Origin of the sequence: Mesorhizobium sp. 113-1-2 (assembly GCF_016756475.1) — a bacterium.
GTDB classification, from domain to species: Bacteria; Pseudomonadota; Alphaproteobacteria; order Rhizobiales; family Rhizobiaceae; genus Mesorhizobium; species Mesorhizobium loti_C.
This window is the reverse complement of sequence record NZ_AP023242.1, coordinates 2,100,405-2,115,075: the sequence shown is the minus strand read 5'-3', so window position 1 is coordinate 2,115,075 and position 14,671 is coordinate 2,100,405. Positions and strand designations below refer to the sequence as shown.

Annotated in this window: 13 protein-coding genes; 3 read left to right on the top strand and 10 right to left on the bottom strand. The window is 61.7% G+C overall.

The genetic code is table 11. The features are described 5' to 3' along the window. Positions 1-38 precede the first annotated feature (38 nt). Positions 39-1,127, bottom strand: a complete 1,089-nt coding sequence (locus tag JN279_RS10160; protein ID WP_202352664.1) for a trypsin-like serine peptidase — start codon at positions 1,125-1,127, stop codon at positions 39-41. A gap of 400 nt (positions 1,128-1,527) precedes the next feature. On the opposite strand from JN279_RS10160, the gene JN279_RS10155 reads away from it, so the two are divergent. Together JN279_RS10155 and JN279_RS10150 are read left to right on the top strand one after the other, a co-directional pair. Beyond that, a complete protein-coding gene (locus JN279_RS10155; RefSeq protein ID WP_096450302.1) occupies positions 1,528-2,625 on the top strand; it encodes a S1 family serine peptidase in 1,098 nt (365 codons plus the stop codon). A gap of 26 nt (positions 2,626-2,651) precedes the next feature. Then, positions 2,652-3,158 (top strand): GNAT family N-acetyltransferase, encoded by a 507-nt coding sequence (locus JN279_RS10150; RefSeq protein WP_244734504.1) that lies wholly within the window; start codon positions 2,652-2,654, stop codon positions 3,156-3,158. Between the two features lie 111 nt (positions 3,159-3,269). On the opposite strand, the gene mgrA is transcribed toward JN279_RS10150, so the two are convergent. The 7 genes from mgrA to JN279_RS10115 form a co-directional block, all read right to left on the bottom strand. Beyond that, positions 3,270-4,316 (bottom strand): L-glyceraldehyde 3-phosphate reductase, encoded by a 1,047-nt coding sequence (gene mgrA / locus JN279_RS10145; RefSeq protein WP_202352663.1) that lies wholly within the window; start codon positions 4,314-4,316, stop codon positions 3,270-3,272. Between the two features lie 134 nt (positions 4,317-4,450). Beyond that, positions 4,451-5,608, bottom strand: coding sequence for a Gfo/Idh/MocA family protein (locus tag JN279_RS10140; protein ID WP_202352662.1), 1,158 nt, complete (start codon positions 5,606-5,608; stop codon positions 4,451-4,453). 11 nt (positions 5,609-5,619) lie between these two features. Further along, entirely contained in the window at positions 5,620-6,366 is a 747-nt protein-coding gene (locus JN279_RS10135; RefSeq protein WP_183463215.1) for a sugar phosphate isomerase/epimerase family protein, read from the bottom strand. A 73-nt stretch (positions 6,367-6,439) separates the two neighbouring features. Further along, on the bottom strand, positions 6,440-7,540 hold the full coding sequence (locus JN279_RS10130; RefSeq protein WP_202352661.1) for an ABC transporter ATP-binding protein: 1,101 nt from the start codon (positions 7,538-7,540) through the stop codon (positions 6,440-6,442). Next, positions 7,540-8,475, bottom strand: a complete 936-nt coding sequence (locus tag JN279_RS10125) for a carbohydrate ABC transporter permease (protein WP_202352660.1) — start codon at positions 8,473-8,475, stop codon at positions 7,540-7,542. Before JN279_RS10125 ends, JN279_RS10130 begins: the two co-directional genes overlap by 1 nt. Further along, on the bottom strand, positions 8,472-9,368 hold the full coding sequence (locus JN279_RS10120; protein ID WP_096450314.1) for a carbohydrate ABC transporter permease: 897 nt from the start codon (positions 9,366-9,368) through the stop codon (positions 8,472-8,474). Before JN279_RS10120 ends, JN279_RS10125 begins: the two co-directional genes overlap by 4 nt. A 182-nt stretch (positions 9,369-9,550) precedes the next feature. Then, positions 9,551-10,807, bottom strand: a complete 1,257-nt coding sequence (locus JN279_RS10115) for an ABC transporter substrate-binding protein (protein WP_202352659.1) — start codon at positions 10,805-10,807, stop codon at positions 9,551-9,553. A 406-nt stretch (positions 10,808-11,213) separates the two neighbouring features. Between JN279_RS10115 and JN279_RS10110 the strand changes: the two genes are divergently transcribed. Further along, positions 11,214-12,266: a LacI family DNA-binding transcriptional regulator gene (locus JN279_RS10110; RefSeq protein WP_202352658.1), complete on the top strand. Its 1,053-nt coding sequence runs from the start codon at positions 11,214-11,216 to the stop codon at positions 12,264-12,266. On the opposite strand, the gene gndA is transcribed toward JN279_RS10110, so the two are convergent. Beyond that, a complete protein-coding gene (gene gndA / locus JN279_RS10105; RefSeq protein ID WP_202352657.1) occupies positions 12,263-13,690 on the bottom strand; it encodes an NADP-dependent phosphogluconate dehydrogenase in 1,428 nt (475 codons plus the stop codon). The genes JN279_RS10110 and gndA overlap by 4 nt on opposite strands. Positions 13,691-13,969: 279 nt before the next feature. Then, the gene (locus JN279_RS10100; protein WP_202352656.1) at positions 13,970-14,659 is read right to left on the bottom strand and encodes a hypothetical protein; all 690 of its coding nucleotides are present in this window, start codon (positions 14,657-14,659) and stop codon (positions 13,970-13,972) included. Between the last annotated feature and the right edge of the window lie 12 nt (positions 14,660-14,671).

Here is a 14,671-nt window from a genome sequence, read left to right as displayed (position 1 = left end):
TTGCTCCGCCGCCTTTTTTGTAACTGCTTGTACGAGCGTTATTTATACAGGCTGTTGATCCACTGCACGTTTGCGGCATTCAGGCGCACGGCGGTGTTCGCCTCGGGGCTTTCCGCCACGTTGACGCCGGTGATGATGCGCTGCTTGGAGTTGTTGTCGTAGGCATAGACCGAGCTGCCGCTCGACCCCGGGAACGTATCGCAGTCATACTGGAAATATTCCGGAGCGATGTTTTCGGCATGCACTTCGCAGCTTGCCTTCCACATCGTGCCCATCGGCTTATCGCCGGGATAGCCGACGAGATTGGCGGTGAAGTCGCCGAGATCGTCATAGTTGGCATAGCCCAGCCAGCCAAGGTTGGTGCCGACATCCTGCTTCAGCGTGACGATGCCGAGATCCCACGGGATGACCGAACCATAATAGCCCTGGTAGTTGTCGATGAACCCCTGCAACACATAGGCGCTTTCATAGGTGAAGGCGCCGAACGGTGCGTCATCGGCAGTGCTGCCGTTGAGGCCCGGCACGAACAGATAGTCGGACAACCAGTCCTTGTCCTCATGGCTGTAGAGGCAGTGCGCCGCGGTGAGCACGGTGCGCGGGCCGATCAGGGTTGCCGAGCAGCTGCCGTAGCCGGTCTTCGACTTGGCTTCGAGATAGCCTATTGCCGAGAACGGATAGGTCTTGGTGTTCTTGACCTGCTCGCGATCGTCGGTGCCGAAAACCTGGCGGCCGGCTTCGCCTTCGCCGAGCCCGGGATCCTCGGTCTTGCGCGGCCCACCTTCAGCCCCATTGGCCGGCGCATTCAGTTCCTTGATGATGAGCTCGCGCAGCGCTTCGCTCGGCTCGATCTTGATCACCTTGCCATCGGCGGAACGCCCGACGATGCCATAGGATTTCACAGCCGTCTTCTCGTCGGTGAGCGGCGCGGCGCGATTGTCTTCGTCGGTAAGCTTCGGTGTCGTGATCGGTTTTGCCCGACCGGCCTTGAAGTCGCCTGAAGTAACGTCCCGCATGCTTTCGCCACTACCGGCACTGGCGGAACCAGGGTCGGCGGCGAAGACCGGGACCGTCCACATTGCAGTGGAAAGCAATGCAGACGCAATAAGTGCGTTTGTCAGTTTTGTCATGGTGAGACTCTCCCAAAAGTCAGCAAGGACTGGATCAAAATACAGAAATATTGTCGAGATCGTGGTGGTACCGGAAAAATGGTTAAGGCAATCGGCGCACGCACCGGTTCGTTGTTTGCCACGGTCAATCTAAGCCCCCGCCAAAAGACCCTATCGCGACATACTGCCTAAAATAATCCTAGATTGGCAATGACAAATCGCTTCCACGTAGCCCGTGGGGGGCTATAGGGTTTTGTGCGGGTTCTGCTCGCGGGCACGGTTAGCAAAAGTGGGATTCGGTTTTGTGACCGATCGCGCGCCGTTTCGACACGGCACGCGTGCGGATCGCCGAACCGGCAGCGCTTCCTTGCACAAATGCCCGGCGTTGATCTGCGCGGGAGAATTGTCTCAGGAGGTTCAGGTGCACATCAAAAATCGGTTCGGGCCAATCGTTGCCGCATCGCTGCTTGGCATTGCCGCTGCCGTTACTTCAATCAACACAGGCCTGGCGGATGAAAGCACCGCGCGGCCAGAAGCGGCGGTCTCGCCGATGCAGCGGGTGACCGAGGCCAGGGCCAAGGCAGCGGCGGAGAACCCTGATGGCGCCGACCGGGTCTATGGCGGCAACCAGGCCGAAAAGGGCGCCTATCCTTTCCAGGTCGCGCTGCTCACCACCGCCAGGCTGGACGAGAACCCGGCCTCGCAGGCCAATGCACAATTCTGCGGCGGCAGCCTGATCGCGCCGCAATGGGTGCTGACGGCGGCGCACTGCCTCAACGACAAGGGCAAGCCGATCTCGCCTGATGCGGTCACCGTGCTGACCGGCGCCACCGACCTCAGCGAAGGCAAGCGTCACAAGGTGCTGGAGGTCATCGTCAACGAGGGCTACAGCGAACAGACGCTCGACAACGACCTTGGCCTGCTCCGGCTTGCCGAACCGGCCGATGCGCCGACCATCAAGCTTACCCGCGAGGCGACCCCCGACACCGGCAAGACCACCGTCACCGGCTGGGGCAAGATGCAGGACGGGACGTTCCCGACGACGCTGATGGTCGCCGACCTCGATCTGCAGCCGAACAGCGCCTGCAACAGCGGCATCAAGGCCATCTATGCGCATGATCTGAAGGCAGCGCTTGGCGATCTGTCTCACCGCATGCGCTATTCGGAAAAGGGCATCGATGCCGCCGCGAACGCGATCGCCGCCGACATGACCGACCCGCTGACCAGCAACATGATCTGCGCCGGCACCACCAGCGGCGTGCGTGATGCCTGCAATGGCGACAGCGGCGGTCCGCTGTTCATCACCGGCGCCGGCGGCCCGGTCCAGGTCGGCGTCGTCAGCTGGGGCGAAGGTCCGGCCGACGGCAGCGCGGCCTGCGGCCACAAGGACGCCTATGGCATCTACACGCGGCTGGCCAATTACGGCGGCTGGATCGAGGCGAAGATGAAGACCCCTGCTCCGGCGCCGGAAAAGCCGAAGGCCGGGCTTGGCACCGCCCAGAAGCCCAAAACGCCCTGACGCCGGCGCGATCCCGGGAAAAGCGTGTGTCTGCCACCTTCACCGTCAGGCGCGCCACACCGCAGGACGAAGCCGGGGTAAGCGAGTTGCTGCTCGCTTCCTACCCCGGCTCGATGCGCACGGCCTACGATCAGGCCACTCTCGAAGCCGCGCTGCCTCTGATCACGCGCGCGAACCCGGCACTGCTTTCTTCCGGCACCTACTATATCGCGGTGGATGACGATGACCTTGCCGTCGGCTGCGGCGGTTGGTCCCGGGAACTGCCAGGAGGCTGCGAGGTGACGCCAGAACTCGCGCATATCAGGCATTTCGCCACACATCCCGAGTGGTTGCGTCGAGGGATAGGACGAGAACTGTACCGGCGTTGCGAGGAAGATGCCCGGTCGTTCGGCGTGCGCCGTTTCGAATGCCAGGCCAGCCTCAACGCGGAAGGTTTCTATGTCGCCTTGGGCTTCAGGGCGGTGAGGCGGATCGAACTGCGCATTGGCCCCGGGCCAATGTTGCCCTGCATCCTCGTGGAGCGGGCCATCTGACGAAATAAACGTCCGGCCACGACCAAGTGGGTACGCTCCACTCCCTCGCGCCATCTGACAACAAACGGCGAGGGAGACCCTCACCGTTTGTTGCCGGCTTGTCGGACAACCCTATTTCCTCGGCGGGCCTTTGCGCTCGGCAGAGGCCGCCCACAGATTGATGTCGGATTCGCGCGCGTAGCTGTCGATCTCGGCCAATTCGGCATCGCTGAAGTCGAGCACCTTCAGTGCACCGACGCAGTCCTCGATCTGCTCCGGCCGGCTGGCGCCGATCAGCGCCGACGTCACCTTGCCCTTGCGCAGCACCCAGGCCAGCGCCATCTGCGCCAGCGTCTGCCCACGCTTGCCGGCAATGGCGTTGAGCGCCTTGATGTTGGTGATGGTGCGGTCGTTGATGAAGGCCGACTTCAGCGACTTGCCCTGCGAGGCGCGGCTGCCTTCGGGGATGCCGCCGAGATATTTGTCGGTCAGCATGCCTTGCGCCAGCGGCGAGAACACGATGGAACCGACGCCGAGTCCCTCCAGCGTATCGAGCAGACCGTCCTCCTCGACCCAGCGGTTCAGCATAGAATAGCTCGGCTGGTGGATGACGCAGGGTGTGCCGAGCTGCTTCAATATATCGGCGGCCTCGCGGGTGCGCTGCGAATTGTAGGACGAGATGCCGGCATAGAGCGCCTTGCCCGAGCGCACCGCATGGTCGAGCGCGCCCATCGTTTCTTCCAGCGGGGTGTCGGGATCGAAGCGGTGCGAGTAGAAGATGTCGACATAGTCGAGCCCCATCCGCTTCAGGCTCTGATCGAGACTGGCCAGCATGTATTTGCGCCCGCCCCATTCGCCATAGGGCCCCGCCCACATCTCGTAGCCAGCCTTGGTCGAGATGATCAGCTCATCGCGATATCCGGCAAAATCGGTGCGCAGGATTTCGCCGAAAGCGGTCTCGGCCGAGCCGGAAGGCGGCCCGTAATTGTTGGCGAGGTCGAAATGGGTGATACCGAGATCGAAGGCCTTGCGGGCGATCGCCTGCTTGGTCTTGTGCGGCGTGTCATTGCCGAAATTGTGCCACAGCCCAAGCGAGATCGCCGGCAGCTTGAGGCCGGACCGTCCGCAACGGTTGTAGATCATTTTTTCGTAGCGGTTTTCGGCGGCGATGTAGGGCATGGGAAATCCTTGGGGATCAGGCGGCGCGGGGATCGCCGGAAGGAACGATTGAATCGATGCTCGCCCTCTCCTTACCCCCTCCCCGGCGAAACGGGGAGAGGGAGATTTGAAAAATTATCGATAATCCTTGCGGCTTACTTTTTCTTGGCCAGCAGTTCCTTGGCCGCCTTGACGCCAAGCGCGGCCGGCCGCTCGCAAGTGGTCTGCATGGCGACGAATTTTCCTGTCTCGCCGGAGCGCAGGATGCCGGTCATGACATCGACGGCATGCAGCGCCAGTTCCATCGAACAGCGGTGCGGCCGCCCCTCGACGATCGCCAGCGCCATGTCGGCGAGGCCTGATGTGCGGTAATTGGCCATCATGCCCTGGCCGTGCATCTCATTCGGCACGCCAAGCGGATGCTTCCATTTCGGCAGTTTCTTGACCGGCTTGCCCTCTTCGGTGAAGCGCACGTCGCCGCCGAAGAAATTCGGATCCGGCACGAACACCGTGCCCGCCTCGCCGTAGAGTTCCATCGGTGCGTGGCCGTGAGCCCAGACATCCCAGCTGGTGTTGAGCGTCACCACGGCGCCGTTCTCGAACTCGAGCAACCCGTGGATGGTGGTCGGCGTGTTGACCGGGATCTTTTCGCCCGCGCGCGGTTTCGATGAAATCGTCCGCTCCTTGGCAGGGGTTGTCGCGAAAGCCGCCACCTGCTTCACCGGCCCGATCAGCTGGATCAGATTGGTGATGTAGTACGGCCCGATATCGAGCACCGGCCCGGCGCCCGGCTGGAAGAAGAAATCCGGATTGGGGTGCCAGTGCTCCATGCCGTGGCCCATGACATGGCAGGTGCCGCTGGTGATCTTGCCGAGCTTGCCCTCGTCGATCAGCTCACGCACCAGTTGGTGCGCGCCGCCGAGGAAGGTGTCGGGCGCCGAACCGATGCGCAGCCCCTTCTTCTCGGCCCGCGCCTTGAGGTCCTGGCCCTCCTTGAGTGACAGCACGAACGGCTTTTCCGAATAGACGTGCTTGCCGGCGTCGAGCACCCGTTTCGACACCTCGTAATGCACCGCCGGTATCGTCAGGTTGACGATAATGTCGATGTCGTCGGCCTTGAGCAGGTCGTCGACGGTCTCGGCGCGCAGCTTGAATTCCTTCGCCCGCGCCCTGGCCGCGTCCATGTTGATGTCGGCGCAGGCGCGCATCTCGATGCCGCGAAACAGCGGCGCCAGCGAGAAATACGCTTTCGAGATGTTGCCGCAGCCGATGACGCCAATACCCAGCTTCCCAGTACCCAGCTTCTTTGCCATGATGATTGTTCCTAGTAAGCCTTGACGGATGCGAGCGAGCGGCGGGCGAAGCGCTCGATGTCGTTGGGATTGTCCTGTTCCATGACAAAGTACTTTGCCGCGCTCTTGGCCCGCAACAGTTTGATCAGGCCGGCCCAGTCGATCGTGCCGTGGCCGACATCCGACCAGCCATCCTCATCCAGTCCTTCGCCCGGCCTGGCGATGTCCTTCACATGCACGGCGACGATGCGCTTGCCATGCTTTTCGATCCAGGGCAGCGGATCGGCGCCACCGCGCACCACCCAGGCGAGGTCCATCTCCCAACCGATAGCGGGGGCGGCAGACAGGATGTGATCCTGCGGCACCGAACCGTCGGCGAGTGCCTTGAACTCGAAATCGTGGTTGTGCCAGGCAAAGCCGTAGCCGGCCTTCGAGGCCACCTCGCCAACCTTGGCCAGGCGTTCGCCGAAGCCGCGCCAGCCGGCGGCATCGGACGGCCTGTCCTCGGCCATCAGATAGGGGCAGATCAGAAGCTTGATGCCGAGCGCTTCGGCTGTTCTGCGCACGCCGTCGAAATCCTTTTCCAGCGCATCGATGGAGAAATGCCCGGTCGGCATCGAAAGGCCGTTCTTGTCGAGTTCGGCGCGGAAGGCTTTGGGATTTTCATAGACGCCACCGAAGCCTTCGACTTGCGTGTAGCCGAGCTTGCCGAGTGTGGCGAGCACGCCTTCCCAGGGCTGGAAGTTGCGGGCGCTGTAAAGTTGGAATGACCAGTTCATCGTCTTTGTCCGTTCTGCTTGTGGGTGGGTCTCTTGGGGGATGGATCTCTTGGGGGTGGATCCTGGGGGAAAATTAGAGGCGGTTGCCGGTTTGGGCATCGAAAAGCGAGGCCCGCATCGGATCGAAGCCGATGCTCACCGCATCCGCATTCCTGGGCGTGCGCTCCGATGTCACCCGGACGGTGAAATTCTGCTTGCCGAGCTTCAGCCAGACCAGCGTGTCGGAGCCCATCGGTTCGACGACTTCGACATTTGCGTCAGCCGTAAACGGCCAGCCGGTGCCGCTGTTGAAGGCGACATGCTCGGGGCGCATGCCGAATACGGCCGGCCCCGGCACCGGTTCCTTCTCGAAGGCGTAGGTCGCGAGCGGGATGCGCACATCCTCGACGACGAAGTGCCAGTCGCCCTTGTCCTTCTCCAGCCTGCCGTCGATGAAGTTCATCGCCGGCGAACCGAGGAAGCCGGCGACGAAGCGGTTGACCGGGCGGTTGTAGATGGTCTGCGGCGCGTCGAGCTGCTGGATGACGCCGCCCTTCATCACCGCGATGCGGTCGGCGAGCGTCATCGCCTCGATCTGGTCGTGGGTGACATAGATCATGGTGTTCTGCAGTTTGCGATGCAGCAGCTTGATCTCGACGCGCAGCTCCGAGCGCAATTTGGCATCGAGGTTGGACAGCGGCTCGTCGAACAGGAAGACGTCGACATCGCGCACCAGCGCCCGCCCGATCGCCACGCGCTGGCGCTGGCCGCCGGAAAGCGCCGAGGGCTTGCGCTGCAACAGCGGCTCGATCTGCAGGATCTCCGCGGCGCGCGCGATGCGTTTGGCGATTTCCTCCTTGGGCAGGCCTGCGACACGCAGGCCGAAGGACAGGTTCTTTTCCACCGTCATCTGCGGATAGAGCGCGTAGGACTGGAACACCATGCCGATGCCACGATCCTTCGGCTCTTCCCAGGTGACGTTCTTGCCCTTGATGAAGATGCGACCTTCAGAGATATCGAGCAGGCCGGCCACGCAGTTGAGCAAGGTCGACTTGCCGCAGCCGGAGGGGCCTAGAAGCACGACGAACTCGCCTTCGGCGACATCGAGATTGAGCGTCTTTAGAACCGACACCGCGCCGAAATTCAGCGACAGGTCCTGGATCGATACGCTGGTACCGTTTTGCGCCATATCCATCAGCCTTTCACCGCGCCGGCGGCGATGCCGCGCACGAACCATCGTCCGGAAACGAAGTAGATGATCAGAGGTACCGCCGCCGTCAGAATGGTGGCCGCCATGTTGACATTGTATTCTCTCACGCCGGTCGTGGTGTTGACGATGTTGTTGAGCTGCACAGTCATCGGCCAGTTGGACCGGCCGGCGAACACGATGCCGAACAGGAAGTCGTTCCAGATGCCGGTGACTTGCAGGATGACGGCGACGACGGTGATCGGCACCGACATCGGCAGCATGATGGAGAAGAAGATGCGCCAGAACCCGGCACCGTCGACCCGCGCCGCCTTGAACAGCTCGACCGGCAATGCCGCGTAGAAATTGCGGAACAGCAGCGTCAGGATGGGCATGCCGAAGATCGTATGAATGATGATGATGCCGGGAAGGGTCGCGAACAACCCGACCGAACTCAGTCCGATGATCAGCGGATAGATGACGACCTGATAAGGCACGAAGGCACCGAAGACGAGCAAGCCGAACAGCAGATTGGCGCCCTTGTATGGCCAGAAGGTCAGCGCGTAACCGTTGATCGAAGCGCAGATGATCGAGATCATCACGCTCGGCACGGTGATCTTCAGCGAATTGTAGAAGCCGGGGCTCAGGCCGTTGCAGTCGCGGCCGGTGCAGGCATGGAGCCATGCGTCGGCCCAGGGCTGAAAGGTCGGCTCGGCCGGAAGGCTGAAAAGATGTCCCAGCCTGATCTCCGGCATCCCCTTCAGCGATGTGACGATCATGATGTAGACCGGGATGAGGAAGAAGAGAGCAGCAATGACCAGGAAGACGTAGATGCCGATACGGCCAGGCGATACGCGCCGCGGTTTCGGCCCGAAGGGCGCCACGCCGGCCTGTTCCAACGCGTCCTGGCCGGGTTGATTTGCGGTGATCTGGCCGGCGGTCATACGCGCGCCTCCTGCCGGCGATTTCGCCGCCACAGGACAAGTCCGCTGAAACCCAGCACGACCAGCACCGGCAGCAGCATCATCGTTGCCGCAGCCATGCCCTGGCCGACATTCTGGCGCACGGTGATGAGCTGGATGACGTAGACTGCCGGCATCGAGGTGGCGATGCCGGGACCGCCGCCGGTCATGGCAATGACCAGATCATAGACGCGCACCACGCCGACACATTGCAGAACGAAGGCGGTGGCGAAGGCGCCCTTCATCATCGGCGCGACGATCGACAGATGCGTGCGCCATGTCGGGATGCCGTCGACCCTCGCCGCTTTCCAGATTTCCTCGTCGACGCCGCGTAGGCCGGCAAGCAAGATCGCCATCGTCACGCCCGAGCCCTGCCAGATGCCCGCCACGACCAGCGCGTAGATCGCGGTGTTGGCGTCAACCAGAGGGGCGAAGCTGAAGCTCGACCAGCCCAGATTGCGCATTGCCGCCTGCAGGCCGAGATTGGGATCGAGCACCCATTGCCAGACGAGGCCGGTGACGATCAGCGACATGGCGAAGGGATAGAGGAAGATCGAGCGGAACAGGTCTTCCTGGCGGATGCGCTGGTCCATGAAAACGGCGAGCAGATAGCCGAACACCATGTTGCAGCTGATGGACATCAGGCCGAAGAACCAGATGTTGTTGACCGAGACCAACCAGCGGCTGTCGGCCCAAAGGCGCCTGTATTGCGCCAGGCCGACGAAGTCGTAGGTTGGGAAGAGCTTGGAACTGGTGAAAGACCAGAGCACCGAGAAGCCGATACCGATCACGAACACGCCGACCGCAACGAGAATCATCGGTATCGTGCCGATGACGGCGGGCAGGTGAAATCTCTGCCTCCAACTCCTCTGCATCGTCCGTTTTTCTCCGCTTCTACCGACACGCCGGGCCATCTGCCGGCGCGCAAGCCAGCCTTCCGAACCGCCACGGCTTCCGATCGGGCGATTGTCAGCCCACCGGCAAAATCTTCTTGCTTGGCGAGCGAGTTAGGCCGAGGCGCCGCTGCAAGTGCGGCGCCTCGGATGCTGATCGGCTCCTAGTCGGAATTGCCGATGATGGTGGAGAACTTCGCGGTGGCGTCGTCAGCCGTCATGGAGTCGTCGGCGAAGAATTGCGCGACGAGTTCATTGAGCTGCTGGTTGGTGTTCTCGGTGATGAACCGGTTCGTCGCGGTGACGATGTTGGCCGGGTCTTCCACCGCCTTCAGCGACTTCTGCATGCATGGGTCGGCCGTCGACATATCGACATCGCCGCGCACGGGCATGGAACCCTTGGCATTGTTGAAGGCGACCTGCACCTCCGGGCTGATGAGCAGTGCGGCAAGACGCTTCTGCGCTGCTTCGACATCCGGATTGTTCTGCTTGAAGAAGACGATGATGTCGCCGTCGGTGCTGACCACCGGCTTGGCCTCGTTCAGGCCGATCATGCAGCCGAAATCCTTGACGCCGGTCATGCCGGCGGCCGCGAATTCGCCGCGCGCCCAGTCGCCCATTACCTGAAGTCCGGCCTTGCCGGTGATCACCAGATTGGTGGTGTCGTTCCAGTTGCGGTTGGCGTAGCCATTGTCGGTGTACTGCTTCAGCGCCCTCAACTGCGTGAAGACGCCCTTCATCTCGGGGCCGCCTGCAATTTCGGCGCTTTTCTTGGTATACATCTCGTCACGCTTGGCGACGCCGAGAGCCTCGGTGACCATATCCTGGAAGAGCAACTGGATCTGCCAGCCGTTTCCGTCGCCGCCGATGGCGAAGGGAATGAAGCCGGCCTCCTTGATCTTCGGCGCGGCCGCGATGAAATCGGCCAGGCTCTTCGGCTCCGGCACGCCGGCCTTCTCGAACACCGGCTTGGAGTACCAGGCCCAGTAGTTCGAGTGAATGTTGACCGGAACGCACCACCAGTGGCCGTCAACCAGGCAGGCGCTGCCAATCGCCTTCGGTCGAATGACCTGATCCCACTTGCCGGCGGTCGCGATGTCGGTGAGGTCGAGCAGCTTGCCGCCCGAAATCAGTTCCTCGTACTGCCGACCGGGATTGAACTGGGCCGCACCGGGCGGATCGCCGCCGAGGACGCGCTGCATGACGGTCGAGCGGGCGGTTTCGCCCAGAGCAATCGCGCTGTCCACCCACTTGTCGCCATGGCCGTCATTGTCGAAGGCCTTTGCGAACTGCGAGACCGCAGCCGACTCGCCCTTCGACGTCCACCAGTGGATGACTTCCAGGTCCGCGGCCCTGGCCGGGCCGGCAAACTGCAGCGCGGCCGATGCTGCCAGCGCAGCGGTCAAAATCCTGTATCGCATTTCGGTTCCTCCCAGAATCTGAAACGTTACAGATTTTGGATAAGGCAATTGCAGGGACGACGCAACCCTGAGCAAGCGGCTCGTTCGATATTTTTTCGAGCCGCGAATAAAATACATTGCCAAACATCTCGTTGTGCGTCGCAATATGAGCCATCGCAGCGCAAAACAAACTGTTCTGCCACGGAAGTCGGCAAAAGGAGCGTTGGAGGAGCGCTTCGCCTTGTATTCTCAAGAGAAATCACGACCCCGTGTCCGCCTGCCCATTCGCCGACTGGCAATCGAGATTGGCAATCTGTAACGTTTCAGTATATTGCCACCTTCGCCGGGCTTGAAATTGTGCGATGCCGCAAATCGCGGCGATTGCCGACCCGCCCTGCGACTGCTATGCGCCTGACGGGCGGGACGAATGGACAAACGGCGTACGGAAAAGAGCGACGAGACGTCGGCCAAGGAGCGGCCAACGCTGAAGACGCTTGCCTTCATGACCGGGCTTGGCGTGACCACCGTATCGCGCGCCCTGAAGGACGCCCCGGAGATCGGCGCCGAGACCAGGCGCCGCGTCCAGCTGGTCGCCAAGCAGATCGGCTATCGGCCGAACCGTGCCGGCGTGCGCCTGCGCACCGGCAGGACCAATGTCATCAGTCTTGTGCTCAACACCGAGCGCGAGATCATGAGCTTCGTCTCGGACATCATCTATGGTGTTTCGGAAGTGCTCGCCGACACGCCCTATCACCTGATCGTCACGCCCTATTCGCGTTCACAGGATCCGCTCGACCCCATACGCTATCTGGTCGAGACCGGTTCCGCCGATGGCGTCATCATTTCACGCACGCAGCCGAATGATGCCAGGGCCCGCTATATGCTGGAGCACGGCATTCCGTTTGCCACGCATGGCCGCACCGACATGGGGCTGGTTCATCCCTATCATGATTTCGACAATCATGCCTTCGCGGTCGAAGCCGTACGGCGCCTTGCGAGCATGGGACGCCGCAAGCTCGCTCTGCTGACGCCGCCTGTCGGACTGACCTATCACGGCCATACCGTCGACGGCTTTGCCGATGCGCTGAGCGAGGTCGGTGCCAGCGAAATCCCGTTCAGCACCGTATCGATCGACCATTCGATTGAGCAGATCAGGACGAGGACCGCACAGCTGATGCGCCGCGACATCAGGCCGGATGGCTTCGTCAGCAGCGCCGCCGCCGCCACGCTTGCGCTCGTCGCCGGCATCGAGGATGCCGGCCTCAAACTTGGCCGTGACGTCGACATCGTCTCCAAGCAATCATCGGACCTTTTGCATCTGTTTCGGCCCGAACTGCTGATCGTCAACGAGAACTTCCGGCTGGCGGGCTCGGAGCTCGCCCGCTCGGTGCTCGGCTGGATCGGCGGCGCAGCACCCGGCTCGCTGCAAAGTCTCAGCGTGCCAAGCGAAGTTCTGGCTTACAAACGCTCCACGGATTAGCCGGCAGCGCCGCTGCCCCACGGGCCGTGGAATGCGCCCTGTTCGCCGATGCGTTCGAAACCATGCGCACCGAAGAAGTCGCGTTGCGCCTGGATCAGGTTCGAGGTGCCGCGGCCCTGGCGGTAGCTGTCGAAATAGGCAAGCGCCGAAGACAGCGCAGGCACCGGCGAACCGGCCTCGGAAGCCCTCGCCACGATACGCCGCAGCGACGGATGCGCCTCCTGCATCAAAGAGATGAAAGCCGGCGCCATCAAAAGATTGGTCGATGCACCGCCGCTGCTGAACGCCTCGGCCATCGTATCCAGCATTTGCGAGCGGATGATGCAGCCGGCGCGCCAGATCCTGGCGATGGTCGGCATCGGCAGGTTCCAGTTGAACTCCTTCGAGGCGCCGCTCATCACCGCAAAACCTTGCGCGTACGCCGCGATCTTGCCGGCGAAGAGCGCCAGTTCGAGATCGTGCAGCAACGCATCCTTGTCGCCGGAAATTTTCGTCACGCCGATGTTGCCATAGGCCTTTTCCGCCGCCTGACGCTCATCCTTGATCGACGACAGAACGCGTGCCGCCACCGCCGCCTCGATCGCGGTCGCCGGAATGCCGAGCTGCTGCGCCTCGATGACCGACCATTTGCCGGTACCCTTCTGGCCGGCGCGGTCGAGGATGATGTCGACCACCGGCTTGCCGGTCTTCGGATCGTCGGCGGCCAGCACCTTGGCGGTGATCTCGATCAGGTAGGAATTGAGCCGGCCCTTGTTCCAGTTGGAAAACACCGTGCCGATCTCTTTCGGCCCCATGCCCAGGCCATCACGCAGGATGCCGTAGATCTCGGCGATCATCTGCATGTCGGCATATTCGATGCCGTTGTGGATGGTCTTGACGAAATGGCCGGCGCCATCGGTGCCGAGCCATGCAGCGCAGGGCTCGTCCTTGAACTTAGCCGAGATCGCGGTCAGCACGTTTTCGACGCGCTTCCAGCTATCTTCGGTGCCGCCGACCATGATCGATGGGCCGTGGCGCGCGCCCTCCTCGCCGCCGGACACACCCATGCCGATGAAGGTCAGGCCCGAGCCGGACAGTTCGGAGAAGCGTCGCATCGTATCGCGAAAATTGGCGTTGCCGGCATCGATGACGATGTCGTTGTTGGATAATACGCCCCGCAAGGCTTCGATCTGCTCATCGACCGGCTTGCCGGCCAGCACCATGATGATGATCGGACGCGGCGGTCGGATCGCGGCGGCAAGTTCTTCCAGGCTGTAGCAGGGGACAACCATGTCCTTCAACGCGCCGGCATTCTCGACGAAAGCGTCGGTGCGTGCCCTTGTGCGGTTGAAGACGGCGATGCGGTGCCCGTGTTCGGCGATGTTCAGCGCCAGGTTGGAACCCATCGTGCCAAGGCCGATCAGGCCGATTTCGGCTTTTTCCATCGTTTCTTCCCTGCTTTCGGATCTTGTTGGTTGGAGCCCGCGATTTTGCCGGGATGATTGACGGGCCTTTCGCGCCGCGTCAACCGCCTCGCCGAATTGTGTTGCGTCCCGGTTGCATGAGACTGAGGTCAAGCCGAGTTGGGAAGTGTCCGTTGGTGACCAGGCAACGCCTTGTCGATTGCACATATGGCGTAGGTTCGACGTGTGGCAGTCAGACGGAGCGGCCCGGCGCGACTTCCCCAGAGGTCGAGTGACGTTCTGACATCGGGTACTATCCTTTTACCAGGGACGAGGAGTGCAGCTCTCCGGGCGGTACGTGGCCAGGACTGCGTCCATGGCTTTGCTGTATTCGGAAAAGCTTGGAACGAGCCCCAATTCGATGGCCTGAGCGACACATCTATCGCCGGCAGCGGGGGAATTTGCCTGAGAAAGGCAATCTTTCAACTTTGTCATTGAAGCCGGAGGAGGAGGCTTGATTGAGCTATAACTGATCGAGCCTGAACGAATGGATACAACCGTGACATCGCCCTTGTTCCATCGAGCAGGGTCAAAGACGTAGTTGAGATTGCGTTTGCCGTCAGGGTGTTTTGACGCACCGTTGATTGCAATGACAATCACATTGGCATCATGCCAATCACCTTTCATATCCGAATCCGAGGCCGGCATCTTGAGCCCTAGCTCAAGCTCAAAGGCCAGCTCTGAAAGAGCTTCGCCATCGCCTTCTCGCGCCAATGGCCAAAGCACAGCCCACTGCTTTTTACATTGGCTTTTGTAGAAGGAGTCTAGGGCAAACTTCAGGCGCTCCTCACGGGTCAAACTCGGCTGCATCAAGCTTGATTTACCTGTGAGATCGCATCCGCAGACAAGAAAAAAGACCAGAAGACCGCAACATACTTTCACTACAAATCGGGCTGATGTGGCCGCTGCTTCAATTGTTTTTTGCCAAGAAAAGCGTTCCGTCAGCGGCATCGCCCGATCCCG